Genomic DNA, 12,772 nt, shown 5'->3' with positions numbered 1-12,772 from the left:
GCTAGTTTCCTAGTTTGTTCTTTGATTTTCATTGAGTATAAAAAAGGTTTATTTAAGAAATATATGTTATAATAAAATAAATTAAGACTAATGGAGGACAAAGAAATGGGTTTTTATTTGATGCTTGCTTCAATGCTACTTGGACTGCTCGCTTTGAAGATAGGTTTTTCTCAGTTCAAGGAGAAAAAAGATAAATTCTTATCTATCTTAACAAGTTTAGCTGGCGCAGCCCTTGTTCTCGTGGCTATCTGGTTAGGATGGCCCAAATAAATAGAGAAGCCTCGGTCAAACCGAGGTTTTTCATACTCTTCGAAAATCTCTTCAAACCGCGTCAGCTTCCTAGTTTGCTCTTTGATTTTCATTGAGTATCAGATGAATTTCTTGGTTGTGGCTAAAAAATATGCTACACTATCAATATGAAAATTTTAATCCCTACAGCAAAAGAAATGAACACAGACTTGCCGAGTATCGAGGCAACACCTTTAATACCAGAAAGTCAGGCCGTGCTGGATGCCTTGGCCCTCTATTCTGCTAGTCAATTGGAGAGTTTTTATAAGGTATCAGCCGAGAAGGCTGCGGAAGAATGTCAAAATATCCAAGCTTTGAAAAGGCAAACTGCTCAACACTACCCAGCTCTTAAACTTTTTGATGGGCTTATGTACCGCCATATCAAGCGAGATAAGTCGACCGAGGCGGAACAAGCCTATCTTGAAAATCATGTCTTTATTACTTCGGCTTTGTACGGTGTCGTTCCAGCCTTGTCATCTATGGCCCCTCACCGTTTGGACTTTTTGATGAAGTTAAAAGTCGCTGGTAAGACTTTAAAGAGTCATTGGAAGGCAGCCTATGATGAAGCTGTGAAGCAGGAAGAAGTGATTTTCTCCCTCTTGTCGTCCGAGTTTGAGACGGTATTTTCTAAGGAAATCAGAGAAAAAATGGTGATCTTCAAATTTATGGAGGATAGAGGCGGTCAGCTGAAAATTCACTCAACCATTTCCAAGAAAGCGCGTGGTGCCTTCCTGACAGCCCTGATAGAAAATCAAGTACAGACGGTGGAGGAAGCTCGTCGCTTAAGCTTTGCAGGATTTACCTACCGAGAAGATCTGTCCCAGCCACAGGAATTGGTTTTTGTAAAGGAAGTATAGAAATCAGATATTCTGTATTGGACAATATGTATCATCAGTTATTTTAGTTTATAAATGAGAAAAAAGCGAACAAGCTAGACTTCTGAGTGTCAGAAAAGTAGTCTTGTTCGCTTTTATTATGTTAGTTACTTGATCGCATTGACCAAGTCTTGAGCTTGTTTTTCAAGTGAGTTTAGGACTGTTTCTTCGAGAACCAATTTTCCGTCTGCCCAGGCAGAGTCATTAACACGTGCAGCAGTAAAGTCGCCAACGACTTGTGTACGGATAAATGGCAAGAGGTCTTTGTAGATAGCAAAGAGTTGATCGTGCCCTGCATTGGCTACAGATGATACTGTGACAAACTTGTCTTGAAGGGCAGAAGCTCCACGTGTATCAGACAAGTCAAGGGCACGAGATAGCCAGTCCAGCAAGTTCTTCACTGTACCAGGGATAGAGAAGTTGTAGACTGGAGAGAAGATCCAGATGGCATCCGCAGCGAGAACTGCTTCACGAGCAGCAGCTACAGCTGGATGAGTTGGAACTTCCAAATCTTGGCTGAAGAGAGGGATAGCTGAATAATCAAGATAGCTAACTTCTGCTTTACCAGCAAGTGCTTTCTCAGCTTCGAGGGCCATTTGGTGGTTGAAAGAACCTTGGCGTAGTGATCCGACGATAAATAATACTTTTTTAGACATGTTGTGTCTCCTTTTTCTTTAAATTTACGAGAATTTTCTCGTTGTTATAAAATATATTACAACAAAACAAAACAACTTGCAAGAAATTTGCTCAGAGTTTGTTTGAAATTATAAAATTGCTGAAATTCTAGTTACTTGCTATTGGAAAAGTGAGAACTGTTTCACTTTCAAAATTGGTTTTGTTTGAAGGGAGAAATAGAATTGGTTGCTTATACTCAATGAAAATCAAAGAGCAAACTAGGAAGCTAGCCGCAGGTTGCTCAAAGCACAGCTTTGAGGTTGCAGATAAAGCTGACGTGGTTTGAAGAGATTTTAGAAGAGTATTCTTGCATTCACTTGTAATAAAGCTTAATAGATGGTAAAATAGACGAGTGAAAAAAAGACAAAACAAAGCAAAAAATAATCTACTGTGGCAGTATGGTCTAGGGATGACGATTTTGTTTGTGGTTATCAGTGCTTCCTTTCTGTATCTAGTGTTTCTGAGTATGAAACCTTATCAAACAGCTAAAAGTGAAGGAGAAAAATTAGCTCAGCAGTATGCAGGATTAGAGCAGGCTGATCAGGTTGACTTATACAATGGCTTGGAATCCTATTATAGCGTTCTTGGTCGCAATAAAAAACAAGAAGCACTTGCTGTCCTGATTGGAAAAGATGACCATAAGATTTACGTTTATCAGCTAAATCAAGGTGTTTCACAAGAAAAAGCGGAAGCCGTTTCTAAGGAAAAAGGAGCTGGCGAGATTGACAAGATTACCTTTGGCCGTTATCAAGACAAACCAATCTGGGAAGTCAAGTCAGGCTCTGATTTTTATCTAGTAGATTTTGAAACAGGAGTATTGGTCAATAAGGAGGGCCTATGAAACTATCCAACCGTGTTTTAGAAATGGAAGAAAGTGTGACCTTGGCTGCTGGAGCTCGTGCCAAAGCACTCAAGTCTGAGGGAAGAGATATCCTGTCTCTAACCTTGGGTGAGCCAGATTTCACTACTCCAAAAAATATCCAAGATGCCGCCATTGCATCGATTCGAGATGGGCGTGCTTCTTTTTATACAGTAACCTCAGGCCTGCCAGAGCTCAAGGCAGCGGTCAATACTTACTTTGAACGCTTTTACGGCTATTCTGTAGCGCCAAATCAAGTGACAGTCGCTGCTGGAGCCAAATATTCTCTCTATACCTTCTTTATGGCTGTGGTCAATCCAGGTGATGAAGTTATCATCCCAACCCCCTACTGGGTAAGCTATGGAGACCAGGTCAAGATGGCAGAAGGTGTGCCAGTCTTTGTTCCTGCTAAGGAAGATAATCACTTTAAGGTGACCGTAGAGCAGTTAGAAGCAGCTCGCACAGACAAGACCAAGGTTTTGGTGCTGAATTCGCCATCCAATCCGACAGGTATGATTTACACCCGTGAGGAACTCTTGGCAATCGGAAACTGGGCTGTAGAAAAGGATATTCTCATTCTAGCAGATGATATCTATGGGCGCTTGGTCTATAATGGTCATGAGTTCACACCGATTTCTAGCCTATCTGAGGCAATTCGCAAGCAAACAGTGGTCATCAATGGTGTGTCTAAAATCTATGCCATGACAGGTTGGCGGATTGGCTATGCCGTTGGAGAAGCAAACATTATTGCTGCCATGTCCAAGATTGCAGGTCAAACAACTTCGAATCCGTCAGCAGTAGCCCAGTATGCAGCAGTTGAGGCTCTATCAGGTGAGCAAGATACTGTAGAAAGCATGCGTCAGGCTTTTGAGGAACGTCTCAATACCATCTATCCCCTTCTTGCTGAGGTGCCAGGATTTGAAGTGCTCAAACCGCAAGGAGCTTTCTATCTCTTCCCAAATGTCAAAAAAGCTATGGAGATGAAAGGCTATACAGATGTGACAGATTTTACAACCGCTATCCTAGAAGAAGCCGAAGTGGCCTTGGTAACAGGAGCAGGATTCGGAGCACCAGAAAATGTCCGCCTCAGCTATGCGACAGACCTAGACACGCTTAAAGAAGCAGTTAAACGCTTGAAAGCATTTATGGGTAGTGAGAATGATTGATCATTTTGAGATTAAGGTAAAGGATTTACAAATTTCAGAAGGATTTTATAAGAGTTTTCTCGCTCCTTTGGGCTATAAATTGGCTTTTAAGACTAGTTCTCTAATCAGTTTTCTTGCCCCGAACAGCCCTCATCCTGGTGGTGATTTTTGGCTGGCTCAGGGGACACAAGATCCTATTCACTTTGCTTTTTTAGCAGAAAATAAGGAAGAAGTTCAGGCTTGTTATGAGGCTGGTTTAGAGGCAGGTGGGCGAGACAATGGGGCTCCTGGTTATCGCAGTGAGCATCCGATTTACTACGCTGCTTTTGTGATTGACCCAGATGGGAACAATATAGAAGTGGTTTGCCATAAAGAATAAAAAAGAAAAAGGAAAAATAATGACAAAACGTGTAACGATTATTGATGTAAAAGACTATGTTGGTCAGGAAGTGACGATTGGCGCTTGGGTTGCCAACAAATCAGGAAAAGGGAAAATCGCCTTCTTGCAATTGCGTGATGGAACAGCCTTCTTTCAAGGTGTAGCCTTTAAACCAAACTTTGTCGAAAAATTTGGTGAAGAAGTAGGACTTGAGAAGTTTGATGTTATCAAACGCTTGAGCCAAGAAACGTCTGTTTATGTGACAGGTATTGTCAAAGAGGACGAACGTTCTAAATTTGGCTATGAGTTGGACATCACAGACATCGAAGTGATCGGTGAATCTCAAGACTACCCAATCACACCAAAAGAACATGGTACAGACTTCTTGATGGACAACCGTCACTTGTGGCTTCGCTCTCGTAAGCAAGTAGCGGTGATGCAAATCCGTAACGCTATCATCTATGCAACATATGAGTTCTTTGACAAGAACGGTTTCATGAAATTTGATAGCCCAATTCTTTCAGGAAATGCGGCAGAAGATTCAACAGAACTCTTTGAAACAGATTACTTTGGAACGCCAGCCTACTTGAGCCAATCAGGTCAGCTTTACCTAGAAGCAGGCGCTATGGCTCTTGGTCGTGTCTTTGACTTTGGTCCAGTATTCCGTGCTGAAAAATCAAAAACGCGCCGTCACTTGACTGAGTTCTGGATGATGGACGCAGAGTACTCATACTTGACACACGATGAGTCACTTGACTTGCAAGAAGCTTATGTAAAAGCTCTTCTACAAGGTGTTCTTAACCGTGCGCCTCAAGCCTTGGAAACCTTGGAACGTGATACAGAACTCTTGAAACGCTATATTGCAGAGCCATTCAAACGTATCACTTACGATCAAGCCATTGACCTCTTGCAGGAGCATGAAAATGATGAAGACGCTGACTACGAACATCTTGAGCATGGTGATGACTTTGGTTCACCACATGAAACTTGGATTTCAAACCACTTTGGTGTGCCAACTTTTGTCATGAACTACCCAGCAGCCATCAAGGCCTTCTATATGAAACCAGTTCCTGGAAATCCAGAGCGCGTGCTTTGTGCAGACTTGCTTGCTCCAGAAGGCTATGGAGAAATTATCGGTGGGTCTATGCGTGAGGAAGACTACGATGCCCTTGTCGCTAAGATGGATGAACTTGGCATGGATTGTACAGAGTATGAATTCTACCTTGACCTTCGTAAATACGGTACAGTTCCACACGGTGGATTTGGTATCGGTATCGAGCGTATGGTAACCTTCGCAGCAGGAACAAAACATATCCGTGAAGCCATTCCATTCCCACGTATGTTGCACCGTATTAAACCGTAAGAATAGGAAAACGCCCATGTGGCGTTTTTTCGCATATCAGAGTTTTTACTTGCGTAAAAAAATTTTTTCTAGTATAATAGTTTATTGTGAGCGAACCTCACTTACCCCTTGCAAAGTCTTGGGGTCATTAGACCAAAAGGAGGAACATATCAATGGCTAAATACGAAATTCTTTATATCATTCGTCCAAACATTGAAGAAGAAGCTAAAAACGCTTTGGTAGCACGTTTTGACTCTATTTTGACTGACAACGGTGCAACTGTTGTTGAATCAAAATCTTGGGAAAAACGCCGTCTTGCATACGAAATCAAAGATTTCCGTGAAGGACTTTACCACATCGTTAACGTTGAAGCAAACGACGATGCAGCTCTTAAAGAGTTTGACCGTCTTTCAAAAATTAACGCTGACATTCTTCGTCACATGATCGTCAAAATTGACGCGTAAGAAGGTAAACTATGATTAACAATGTTGTACTTGTAGGGCGCATGACACGTGACGCTGAGTTGCGTTATACCCCATCAAATGTAGCAGTTGCGACTTTTACTCTTGCAGTAAACCGTACATTTAAGAGTCAAAATGGCGAACGTGAGGCTGATTTTATCAATGTCGTTATGTGGCGTCAACAGGCTGAGAACCTTGCTAATTGGGCTAAAAAAGGCTCACTTATCGGGGTGACAGGCCGTATCCAGACTCGTAGTTACGATAACCAGCAAGGACAACGTATCTACGTGACAGAGGTCGTGGCTGAGAATTTCCAAATGTTAGAAAGCCGTAGTGTGCGTGAAGGTCATACAGGTGGAGCTTACTCTGCACCAACTGCAAACTATTCAGCGCCTACAAATTCAGTACCAGACTTTTCACGTGATGAAAATCCATTTGGAACAACAAATCCATTGGATATTTCAGATGATGATTTACCATTCTAATGGACAACTAAAATTATAAAGGAGAAAAAACATGGCTCAACAACGTCGTGGCGGATTCAAACGCCGTAAAAAAGTTGATTACATCGCAGCAAACAAAATTGAATATGTTGATTACAAAGATACTGAGCTTCTTAGCCGTTTCGTTTCAGAACGTGGGAAAATCCTTCCTCGTCGTGTAACAGGAACTTCAGCTAAAAACCAACGTAAAGTAACAACAGCTATCAAACGCGCTCGCGTAATGGCTTTGATGCCTTTCGTAAACGAAGATTAAAAAAGAGGTCCGGGTGGACCTCTTTTTCAGACCCGGTTGGGTCTTTTTTTCACGAGCCTTGAAATGAGAGAGCGAGTTGAGGTCAGGGGGACCTCTTTTTCATGAGCTTGGAAACAAGAATGCGAATTAAGACCCCAACGGATCTTTTTTTCACGAGATAGTTTTTTTCTGACCTTGGCGTGCTATAATGGTAATAGAAAGAGTAAAGGTGGGTAAGTCAAAGATGAATTGTACGATTAGAAATATGATTAAGTCTGATATTGAATCCTTATCTCATGGCTTTATGAATCAAGGTTGGCCTGGTAGAGAGGAAATTTTGGCTAGATATTTTCTGGAACAGGAAAGTGGGGAGAGAGAAGTCTTAGTTGCAGAGATTGATGGTGCTGTAGCGGGCTACGTTACCATTTTGCCCTCTGCTAAACATGGTCCTTTTGCAGAAGTCTATCCAGAATTATCAGATTTTAATGTGTTTGAGCCTTTTAGAAATCAAGGGATAGGGAATCAATTGCTAGAAGAAGCAGAAAAACGAGTCAAGTTTGTTTCGAGTAAGGTCACTCTTGGTGTAGGTTTGCACTTAGGCTATGGCCCTGCCCAGAGATTGTATATCAGACGGGGCTACATTCCAGATGGGACAGGTGTCTGGTATCGAAATCAACCCTTGGAAATGAATGCAACTAGCCAAAATAATGATGATTTGGTTTTGTATCTAGTAAAAGAATTCGGATAAGAGACAAGGATTTTATTGGGGATGTGGGATTTCTCTACTTTATGGTATAATGGAAAGAGTTAGATTGAAAGAGGTAGTGAGATGGATGCCAAATTAAGATATAAGGCAAAGAAGATCAAGATTGTCTTTTTTGATATTGATGATACATTGCGGAATTCCAAGACAGGTTTTATTCCGGCTTCAATCCCAGCTGTTTTTAAGCAATTACGTGAGAAAGGAATTTTGACAGGTATTGCTTCTGGACGAGGGATTTTTGGTGTCGTGCCAGAAATTCGTGAACTCAAGCCTGACTTTTTTGTAACCTTAAATGGTGCCTATATTGAAGATAAAAAAGGTCAGGTTATTTATCAACATCAGATTGAGAAGTCAGATGTTGAGGAGTATATCTCTTGGGCCAAGCAAGAGGAAATAGAGTATGGCTTGGTTGGGAGTCATGATGCCAAGTTGTCTATTCGTACAGATATGATTAGTGAGGCTATCAATCCAATTTATCCTGATTTAGATGTGGATCCAGATTTCCATGAGAAAGAAGACATCTATCAGATGTGGACTTTTGAAGATAAGGGAGATGACTTACACTTACCTGACGGTCTCTCAGATAAACTTCGCATGGTTCGTTGGCACCAACATTCGTCTGATATTGTTCCGATTTCAGGCTCCAAAGCGACGGGTGTGGAAAAGGTTGTGGAACACCTTGGCTTGAAACCAGACAACGTTATGGTTTTTGGAGATGGGCTGAATGACTTGGAACTCTTTGATTATGTTGGAATCAGCGTTGCAATGGGAATTTCTCATGATAACATCAAAGAAAAAGCAGATTATATAACAAAAACACTAGAAGAAGATGGCATTTTTGATGCCTTAGAAGGATTTGGTATGGTAGAAAAAGAATTGCATTTCCCACAAGTAGACATTGAAACAGTAGAAGGTCCTATCGCGACTATTAAGACCAATCACGGGGACTTGCGTATCAAGCTCTTCCCAGAGCATGCTCCTAAAACAGTGGCTAACTTTGTATCTCTTGCAAAAGATGGCTACTATGATGGTGTCATTTTCCACCGTATTATCAAGGACTTTATGATCCAAGGTGGAGACCCAACTGGAACTGGTATGGGTGGCGAGTCAATCTACGGCGAATCTTTTGAGGATGAATTCTCAGAAGAGCTTTACAATATCCGTGGTGCTCTTTCCATGGCAAATGCTGGTCCAAATACCAACGGCAGCCAGTTCTTTATCGTGCAAAATCAACACCTGCCTTATTCTAAAAAAGAAATTGCTCGTGGTGGTTGGCCAGAACCGATTGCGGAAATCTATGCCAATCAAGGTGGAACTCCTCACCTAGATCGCCGTCACACGGTTTTTGGTCAGCTAGCTGATGAAGCTTCTTACGCTGTCTTGGATGCCATTGCTGCTGTTGAGACAGGGGCTATGGACAAGCCAGTTGAAGATGTCGTGATTGAAACAATTGAAATCGAGGACTAAGATGAAAATCGGTGATAAGCTAAAGGGGCGTATTACAGGGATTCAGCCCTACGGTGCCTTTGTTGAGCTAGAGACGGGTGATACGGGGCTGATTCACATTTCAGAGATTCGGACAGGCTTTATTGAAAATATCCATGAAGCCTTGAAAGTCGATGAAGAGGTTCAGGTTCAGGTAGTAGATTTAGATGAATTTACAGGGAAAGCTAGTCTTTCTATCCGCACTTTGGAGGAAGAAAAGCACCAGTTTCCGAGACGGAGACGCTTTTCAAGCGACCGTTTTAACTACGGCTTTGCGCCTCTTAAACGAATGATGCCAATTTGGACTAGAGAAGCCTTGCACTATTTAAAAAAGAAGAAGTAGTTTAGAATTTTATATTTTTTGTAATGTTAATATAAATCTGCTATAATAGGACCATGGAAGAAGAACAATTATTAAAATCAGGGGAGCGAATTAACCAGCTCTTCTCAACAGATATCAAAATTATTCAAAATAGAGAGGTTTTTAGCTATTCGGTGGATAGTGTTCTCTTGTCACGTTTTCCGCGTTTTCCTAAAAAGGGCTTGATAGTGGATTTTTGCGCTGGAAATGGAGCAGTAGGGCTATTTGCTAGCACTCGGACTCAGGCACAGATTTTGGCTGTTGAGATTCAGGAGCGTTTGGCGGATATGGCTGAACGCTCTGTCCGTTTGAATGGTTTGGAAGAGCAGATGGAGGTCATCTGTGATGATTTGAAAAATATGCCTGCTTACATCCAGGGAAGTAAGGTGGATATGATTTTGTGTAATCCGCCCTATTTCAAGGTGGATCCTCATTCCAACTTAAATGAGAGTGAACATTATCTCTTGGCGCGCCATGAAATCACGACCAATTTGCAGGAAATCTGTCGTAGTGCCCAGAGTATTCTCAAGTCTAATGGTCGTTTGGCCATGGTTCATCGTCCTGATCGACTTCTGGATATTTTGGATACGTTACAACGGCATAATCTAGCCCCTAAGCGCCTGCAGTTTGTTTATCCAAAGCGGGAAAAAGAAGCCAATATGCTTTTGATTGAGGCTATCAAGGATGGCTCGACAAGTGGCTTTAAGGTCTTGCCACCTCTCATTGTTCACAATGATGATGGCTCTTATACGCCGGAACTCGAAGAGATTTATTATGGATTATAAGGCTTATATGTATGTGCTGGAGTGCCGTGACGGATCCTACTATACAGGCTATACGACTGATGTGAAGAGACGCCTCGCTGTCCATAATAGTGGGAAGGGAGCCAAATACACACGAGCACGCTTGCCAGTCAAACTTATCTATGCTCAAGGTTTTGCCAGTAAGGAAGAAGCCATGTCGGCTGAAGCCCTTCTCAAGCGTAAGAAGAGGCCACAGAAGGAAAGATTTTTATCTGAAAATCAAGATAGAAATTTAGTCAGTTATTTTGAAGAATCGTGAGGAGCCCTTTGACTCCTCTTACTTTTGTCAAAAAGCGAAAAAAATGCTACAATAAAGAGAATAAACAAAATGAGGTATTATCATGTCTAAGATTCTAGTATTTGGTCACCAAAATCCAGACTCAGATGCCATCGGGTCGTCTGTAGCCTTTGCCTACCTTGCAAAAGAAGCTTACGGTTTGGATACGGAAGCTGTTGCTCTTGGAACTCCAAATGAAGAAACAGCCTTTGTCTTGAACTATTTTGGTGTAGAAGCACCGCGTGTTATTACTTCTGCCAAAGCAGAAGGAGCAGAGCAAGTTATCCTGACTGACCACAATGAATTCCAACAATCTATATCAGATATCGCTGAAGTGGAAGTTTATGGTGTTGTAGACCACCACCGTGTGGCTAATTTTGAAACTGCAAGCCCACTCTACATGCGTTTGGAGCCAGTTGGTTCAGCGTCTTCAATCGTTTATCGTATGTTCAAAGAACATGGTGTAGCTGTTCCTAAAGAGATTGCTGGTTTGATGCTTTCAGGTTTGATTTCAGATACCCTTCTTTTAAAATCACCAACAACACACCCAACAGATACAGTCATTGCTCCTGAATTGGCTGAATTAGCTGGTGTAAACTTGGAAGAATATGGCTTGGCTATGTTGAAAGCTGGTACAAACTTGGCTAGCAAATCTGCTGAAGAATTGATTGACATCGATGCTAAGACTTTTGAATTGAACGGAAATAATGTCCGTGTTGCTCAAGTAAACACAGTTGACATCGCTGAAGTCTTGGAACGCCAAGCAGAAATTGAAGCTGCAATGCAAGCTGCCAACACAGCAAATGGTTATTCTGACTTTGTCTTGATGATTACAGATATCGTCAACTCAAACTCAGAAATCTTGGCTCTTGGTGCCAATATGGGCAAGGTCGAAGCGGCTTTCAACTTCAAACTTGAAAACAATCATGCTTTCCTTGCGGGTGCCGTTTCACGTAAGAAACAAGTGGTACCTCAATTGACTGAAAGCTTCAATGCTTAAGATTTTGAGTGTTAATTCAAATTAGGAAAGGCTAGTTTGAATTATATCGAAAGGAGTTTCGGCTCCTTTTTTTCTAGGAGTGAAGTATGTTAGAAAATGGTGATTTGATTTTTGTGAGAGATGAGTCGGACATGGGACAGGCTATCCAGACTTCCACAGGCAACTATAACCATGTTGCCATTTATTTGGATGGGATGATTTACCACGCTAGTGGACAAGCTGGTGTTGTTTGTCAAGAATCTGCAGACTTCTTTGAGTCCAATCACTTGTACGACCTCTATGTTTACCCAGAAATGGATATCCAGTCGGTGAAGGAAAGAGCTTGCAAACATCTTGGAGCTCCCTACAATGCTTCTTTCTATCCAGATGGAGAAGGTTTTTACTGTTCCCAGTACATGGCAGAAATCCTACCGATTTTTGAAACCATACCTATGAAATTTGGGGATGGGGAGCAGGAGATTAGTGATTTTTGGAGGGAGTATTACAGAGAGCTAGGTCTGCCTGTTCCTTTGAAGCAGCCGGGGACCAATCCTAGTCAGTTGGCAGCATCGCCTCTGTTAGAATGTAAAGAAAGGAATCTTCATGATTCAGATTTTTAATCCATCTCGTTTGACGAGACAGCCATTTTTTGGAGAATTGATCCGCTATCTGGACCAGCATGAGGATGTGATTTTACGGGAAATTAAGACTCAGTTTCCAGATGTAGCAGTTGACAAACTCATGGAAGAGTATATAAAGGCTGGCTTTATTCTACGGGAAAATAAGCGTTATTACCTTAATCTTCCTATGCTTGAATCACTCGATAGTCTCGAACTGGATCAAGAGATTTTTGTCAGCGAAGATAGTCCGGCCTATCAAACTTTGTTGGAGCAGAGTTTTGAGACAGAATTACGAAATCAAACCAATGCAGCTATTTTAGTTGAAAAGACAGACTTTACGCGGACAAAAATGACCCTGTCCAATTATTTCTACAAGGTCAAGCATCAGTATCCTTTGACAGAAAAACAGCAGGAACTCTATGACATTTTAGGAGATGTTAATCCTGAGTATGCCCTCAAATACATGACAACTTTTTTGTTGAAATTTCTCAAAAAAGACCAGCTATGCAGAAACGCCGTGATATCTTTGTGGACAGTTTAGTTGTCCTGGGTTATATAGTCCAAAATGAAGATGGAAAGTATGAGTTGGCTGTCGATTTTGACAAGGAGAGATTAACTTTCTATTTAGTGTGATTGCTTTTTCTGAGCACATTGTTTGACTTTATCTACCGATAAGTTTATACTAATGTAACCGATAACACATATCGGAATAAAACTAAAGGAGA

The 12,772-nt window shown here is 41.5% G+C and carries 17 protein-coding genes and 1 pseudogene; 17 read left to right on the top strand and 1 reads right to left on the bottom strand.

Annotated elements, in window-relative coordinates; genetic code table 11:
* Positions 1-105: 105 nt before the first annotated feature.
* Complete coding sequence (locus HT715_RS00615; protein ID WP_000508264.1) at positions 106-270, top strand: YczI family protein; 165 nt, start codon at positions 106-108, stop codon at positions 268-270.
* Between the two features lie 146 nt (positions 271-416).
* Positions 417-1,145, top strand: coding sequence for a peroxide stress protein YaaA (gene yaaA, locus HT715_RS00610; RefSeq protein WP_138706478.1), 729 nt, complete (start codon positions 417-419; stop codon positions 1,143-1,145).
* Between the two features lie 125 nt (positions 1,146-1,270).
* Here the strand turns inward: yaaA and HT715_RS00605 are convergent, their stop codons facing one another.
* Positions 1,271-1,819 (bottom strand): NADPH-dependent FMN reductase, encoded by a 549-nt coding sequence (locus HT715_RS00605; RefSeq protein ID WP_100127806.1) that lies wholly within the window; start codon positions 1,817-1,819, stop codon positions 1,271-1,273.
* 371 nt (positions 1,820-2,190) lie between these two features.
* Between HT715_RS00605 and HT715_RS00600 the strand changes: the two genes are divergently transcribed.
* From HT715_RS00600 to HT715_RS00530, 15 genes and pseudogenes are all read left to right on the top strand, one after another.
* Positions 2,191-2,679, top strand: coding sequence for a DUF5590 domain-containing protein (locus tag HT715_RS00600; protein WP_000747244.1), 489 nt, complete (start codon positions 2,191-2,193; stop codon positions 2,677-2,679).
* Positions 2,676-3,863, top strand: coding sequence for a pyridoxal phosphate-dependent aminotransferase (locus HT715_RS00595; protein WP_000777796.1), 1,188 nt, complete (start codon positions 2,676-2,678; stop codon positions 3,861-3,863). The genes HT715_RS00600 and HT715_RS00595 overlap by 4 nt, the downstream gene beginning before the upstream one ends.
* Positions 3,856-4,221 (top strand): VOC family protein, encoded by a 366-nt coding sequence (locus HT715_RS00590; protein ID WP_023937609.1) that lies wholly within the window; start codon positions 3,856-3,858, stop codon positions 4,219-4,221. Before HT715_RS00595 ends, HT715_RS00590 begins: the two co-directional genes overlap by 8 nt.
* A 16-nt stretch (positions 4,222-4,237) precedes the next feature.
* Entirely contained in the window at positions 4,238-5,584 is a 1,347-nt protein-coding gene (gene asnS / locus HT715_RS00585) for an asparagine--tRNA ligase (protein WP_171043170.1), read from the top strand.
* A 152-nt stretch (positions 5,585-5,736) separates the two neighbouring features.
* Positions 5,737-6,027, top strand: a complete 291-nt coding sequence (gene rpsF / locus HT715_RS00580) for a 30S ribosomal protein S6 (protein WP_001151777.1) — start codon at positions 5,737-5,739, stop codon at positions 6,025-6,027.
* A gap of 11 nt (positions 6,028-6,038) precedes the next feature.
* Positions 6,039-6,509, top strand: coding sequence for a single-stranded DNA-binding protein SsbA (gene ssbA, locus HT715_RS00575; protein ID WP_000609599.1), 471 nt, complete (start codon positions 6,039-6,041; stop codon positions 6,507-6,509).
* Positions 6,510-6,540: 31 nt separating this feature from the next.
* Positions 6,541-6,780, top strand: a complete 240-nt coding sequence (rpsR, locus tag HT715_RS00570; RefSeq protein WP_000068664.1) for a 30S ribosomal protein S18 — start codon at positions 6,541-6,543, stop codon at positions 6,778-6,780.
* Between the two features lie 223 nt (positions 6,781-7,003).
* Positions 7,004-7,507, top strand: coding sequence for a GNAT family N-acetyltransferase (locus tag HT715_RS00565; RefSeq protein WP_004244450.1), 504 nt, complete (start codon positions 7,004-7,006; stop codon positions 7,505-7,507).
* An 81-nt stretch (positions 7,508-7,588) separates the two neighbouring features.
* A complete protein-coding gene (locus tag HT715_RS00560; RefSeq protein WP_138706466.1) occupies positions 7,589-8,989 on the top strand; it encodes a bifunctional Cof-type HAD-IIB family hydrolase/peptidylprolyl isomerase in 1,401 nt (466 codons plus the stop codon).
* A 1-nt stretch (position 8,990) separates the two neighbouring features.
* The gene (locus HT715_RS00555; RefSeq protein WP_000689593.1) at positions 8,991-9,350 is read left to right on the top strand and encodes a S1 RNA-binding domain-containing protein; all 360 of its coding nucleotides are present in this window, start codon (positions 8,991-8,993) and stop codon (positions 9,348-9,350) included.
* 53 nt (positions 9,351-9,403) lie between these two features.
* Complete coding sequence (locus HT715_RS00550) at positions 9,404-10,153, top strand: tRNA1(Val) (adenine(37)-N6)-methyltransferase (RefSeq protein WP_023933164.1); 750 nt, start codon at positions 9,404-9,406, stop codon at positions 10,151-10,153.
* Positions 10,143-10,430 (top strand): GIY-YIG nuclease family protein, encoded by a 288-nt coding sequence (locus HT715_RS00545; protein ID WP_138706465.1) that lies wholly within the window; start codon positions 10,143-10,145, stop codon positions 10,428-10,430. Before HT715_RS00550 ends, HT715_RS00545 begins: the two co-directional genes overlap by 11 nt.
* Positions 10,431-10,512: 82 nt before the next feature.
* Entirely contained in the window at positions 10,513-11,448 is a 936-nt protein-coding gene (locus tag HT715_RS00540; protein ID WP_100104448.1) for a manganese-dependent inorganic pyrophosphatase, read from the top strand.
* A gap of 86 nt (positions 11,449-11,534) precedes the next feature.
* Positions 11,535-12,047 (top strand): YiiX/YebB-like N1pC/P60 family cysteine hydrolase, encoded by a 513-nt coding sequence (locus HT715_RS00535; RefSeq protein ID WP_000892242.1) that lies wholly within the window; start codon positions 11,535-11,537, stop codon positions 12,045-12,047.
* A pseudogene (locus tag HT715_RS00530) lies at positions 12,031-12,680 on the top strand (DUF1803 domain-containing protein). Before HT715_RS00535 ends, HT715_RS00530 begins: the two are co-directional and overlap by 17 nt.
* The last annotated feature ends 92 nt before the right edge of the window (positions 12,681-12,772 follow it).

The sequence above is a fragment of the Streptococcus sp. 4155 genome (assembly GCF_013276695.1).
Taxonomy (GTDB): domain Bacteria; phylum Bacillota; class Bacilli; order Lactobacillales; family Streptococcaceae; genus Streptococcus; species Streptococcus pseudopneumoniae.
Note: the sequence above shows the minus strand (reverse complement) of the source record. Positions and strands in the feature narration are given on the sequence as shown.

What these genes read in the sequence shown, in the direction of transcription:
- HT715_RS00555 (WP_000689593.1), top strand. Translation starts at nt 8,991, where the DNA reads ATGAAAATCGGTGATAAGCTAAAGGGGCGTATTACAGGGATTCAGCCC.
- HT715_RS00565 (WP_004244450.1), top strand. Translation starts at nt 7,004, where the DNA reads ATGAATTGTACGATTAGAAATATGATTAAGTCTGATATTGAATCCTTA.
- yaaA (WP_138706478.1), top strand. Translation starts at nt 417, where the DNA reads ATGAAAATTTTAATCCCTACAGCAAAAGAAATGAACACAGACTTGCCG.
- HT715_RS00550 (WP_023933164.1), top strand. Translation starts at nt 9,404, where the DNA reads ATGGAAGAAGAACAATTATTAAAATCAGGGGAGCGAATTAACCAGCTC.
- HT715_RS00605 (WP_100127806.1), bottom strand. Translation starts at nt 1,819, where the DNA reads ATGTCTAAAAAAGTATTATTTATCGTCGGATCACTACGCCAAGGTTCT.
- HT715_RS00535 (WP_000892242.1), top strand. Translation starts at nt 11,535, where the DNA reads ATGTTAGAAAATGGTGATTTGATTTTTGTGAGAGATGAGTCGGACATG.
- HT715_RS00590 (WP_023937609.1), top strand. Translation starts at nt 3,856, where the DNA reads ATGATTGATCATTTTGAGATTAAGGTAAAGGATTTACAAATTTCAGAA.
- HT715_RS00540 (WP_100104448.1), top strand. Translation starts at nt 10,513, where the DNA reads ATGTCTAAGATTCTAGTATTTGGTCACCAAAATCCAGACTCAGATGCC.
- ssbA (WP_000609599.1), top strand. Translation starts at nt 6,039, where the DNA reads ATGATTAACAATGTTGTACTTGTAGGGCGCATGACACGTGACGCTGAG.
- rpsF (WP_001151777.1), top strand. Translation starts at nt 5,737, where the DNA reads ATGGCTAAATACGAAATTCTTTATATCATTCGTCCAAACATTGAAGAA.
- HT715_RS00595 (WP_000777796.1), top strand. Translation starts at nt 2,676, where the DNA reads ATGAAACTATCCAACCGTGTTTTAGAAATGGAAGAAAGTGTGACCTTG.
- HT715_RS00560 (WP_138706466.1), top strand. Translation starts at nt 7,589, where the DNA reads ATGGATGCCAAATTAAGATATAAGGCAAAGAAGATCAAGATTGTCTTT.
- HT715_RS00615 (WP_000508264.1), top strand. Translation starts at nt 106, where the DNA reads ATGGGTTTTTATTTGATGCTTGCTTCAATGCTACTTGGACTGCTCGCT.
- rpsR (WP_000068664.1), top strand. Translation starts at nt 6,541, where the DNA reads ATGGCTCAACAACGTCGTGGCGGATTCAAACGCCGTAAAAAAGTTGAT.
- HT715_RS00545 (WP_138706465.1), top strand. Translation starts at nt 10,143, where the DNA reads ATGGATTATAAGGCTTATATGTATGTGCTGGAGTGCCGTGACGGATCC.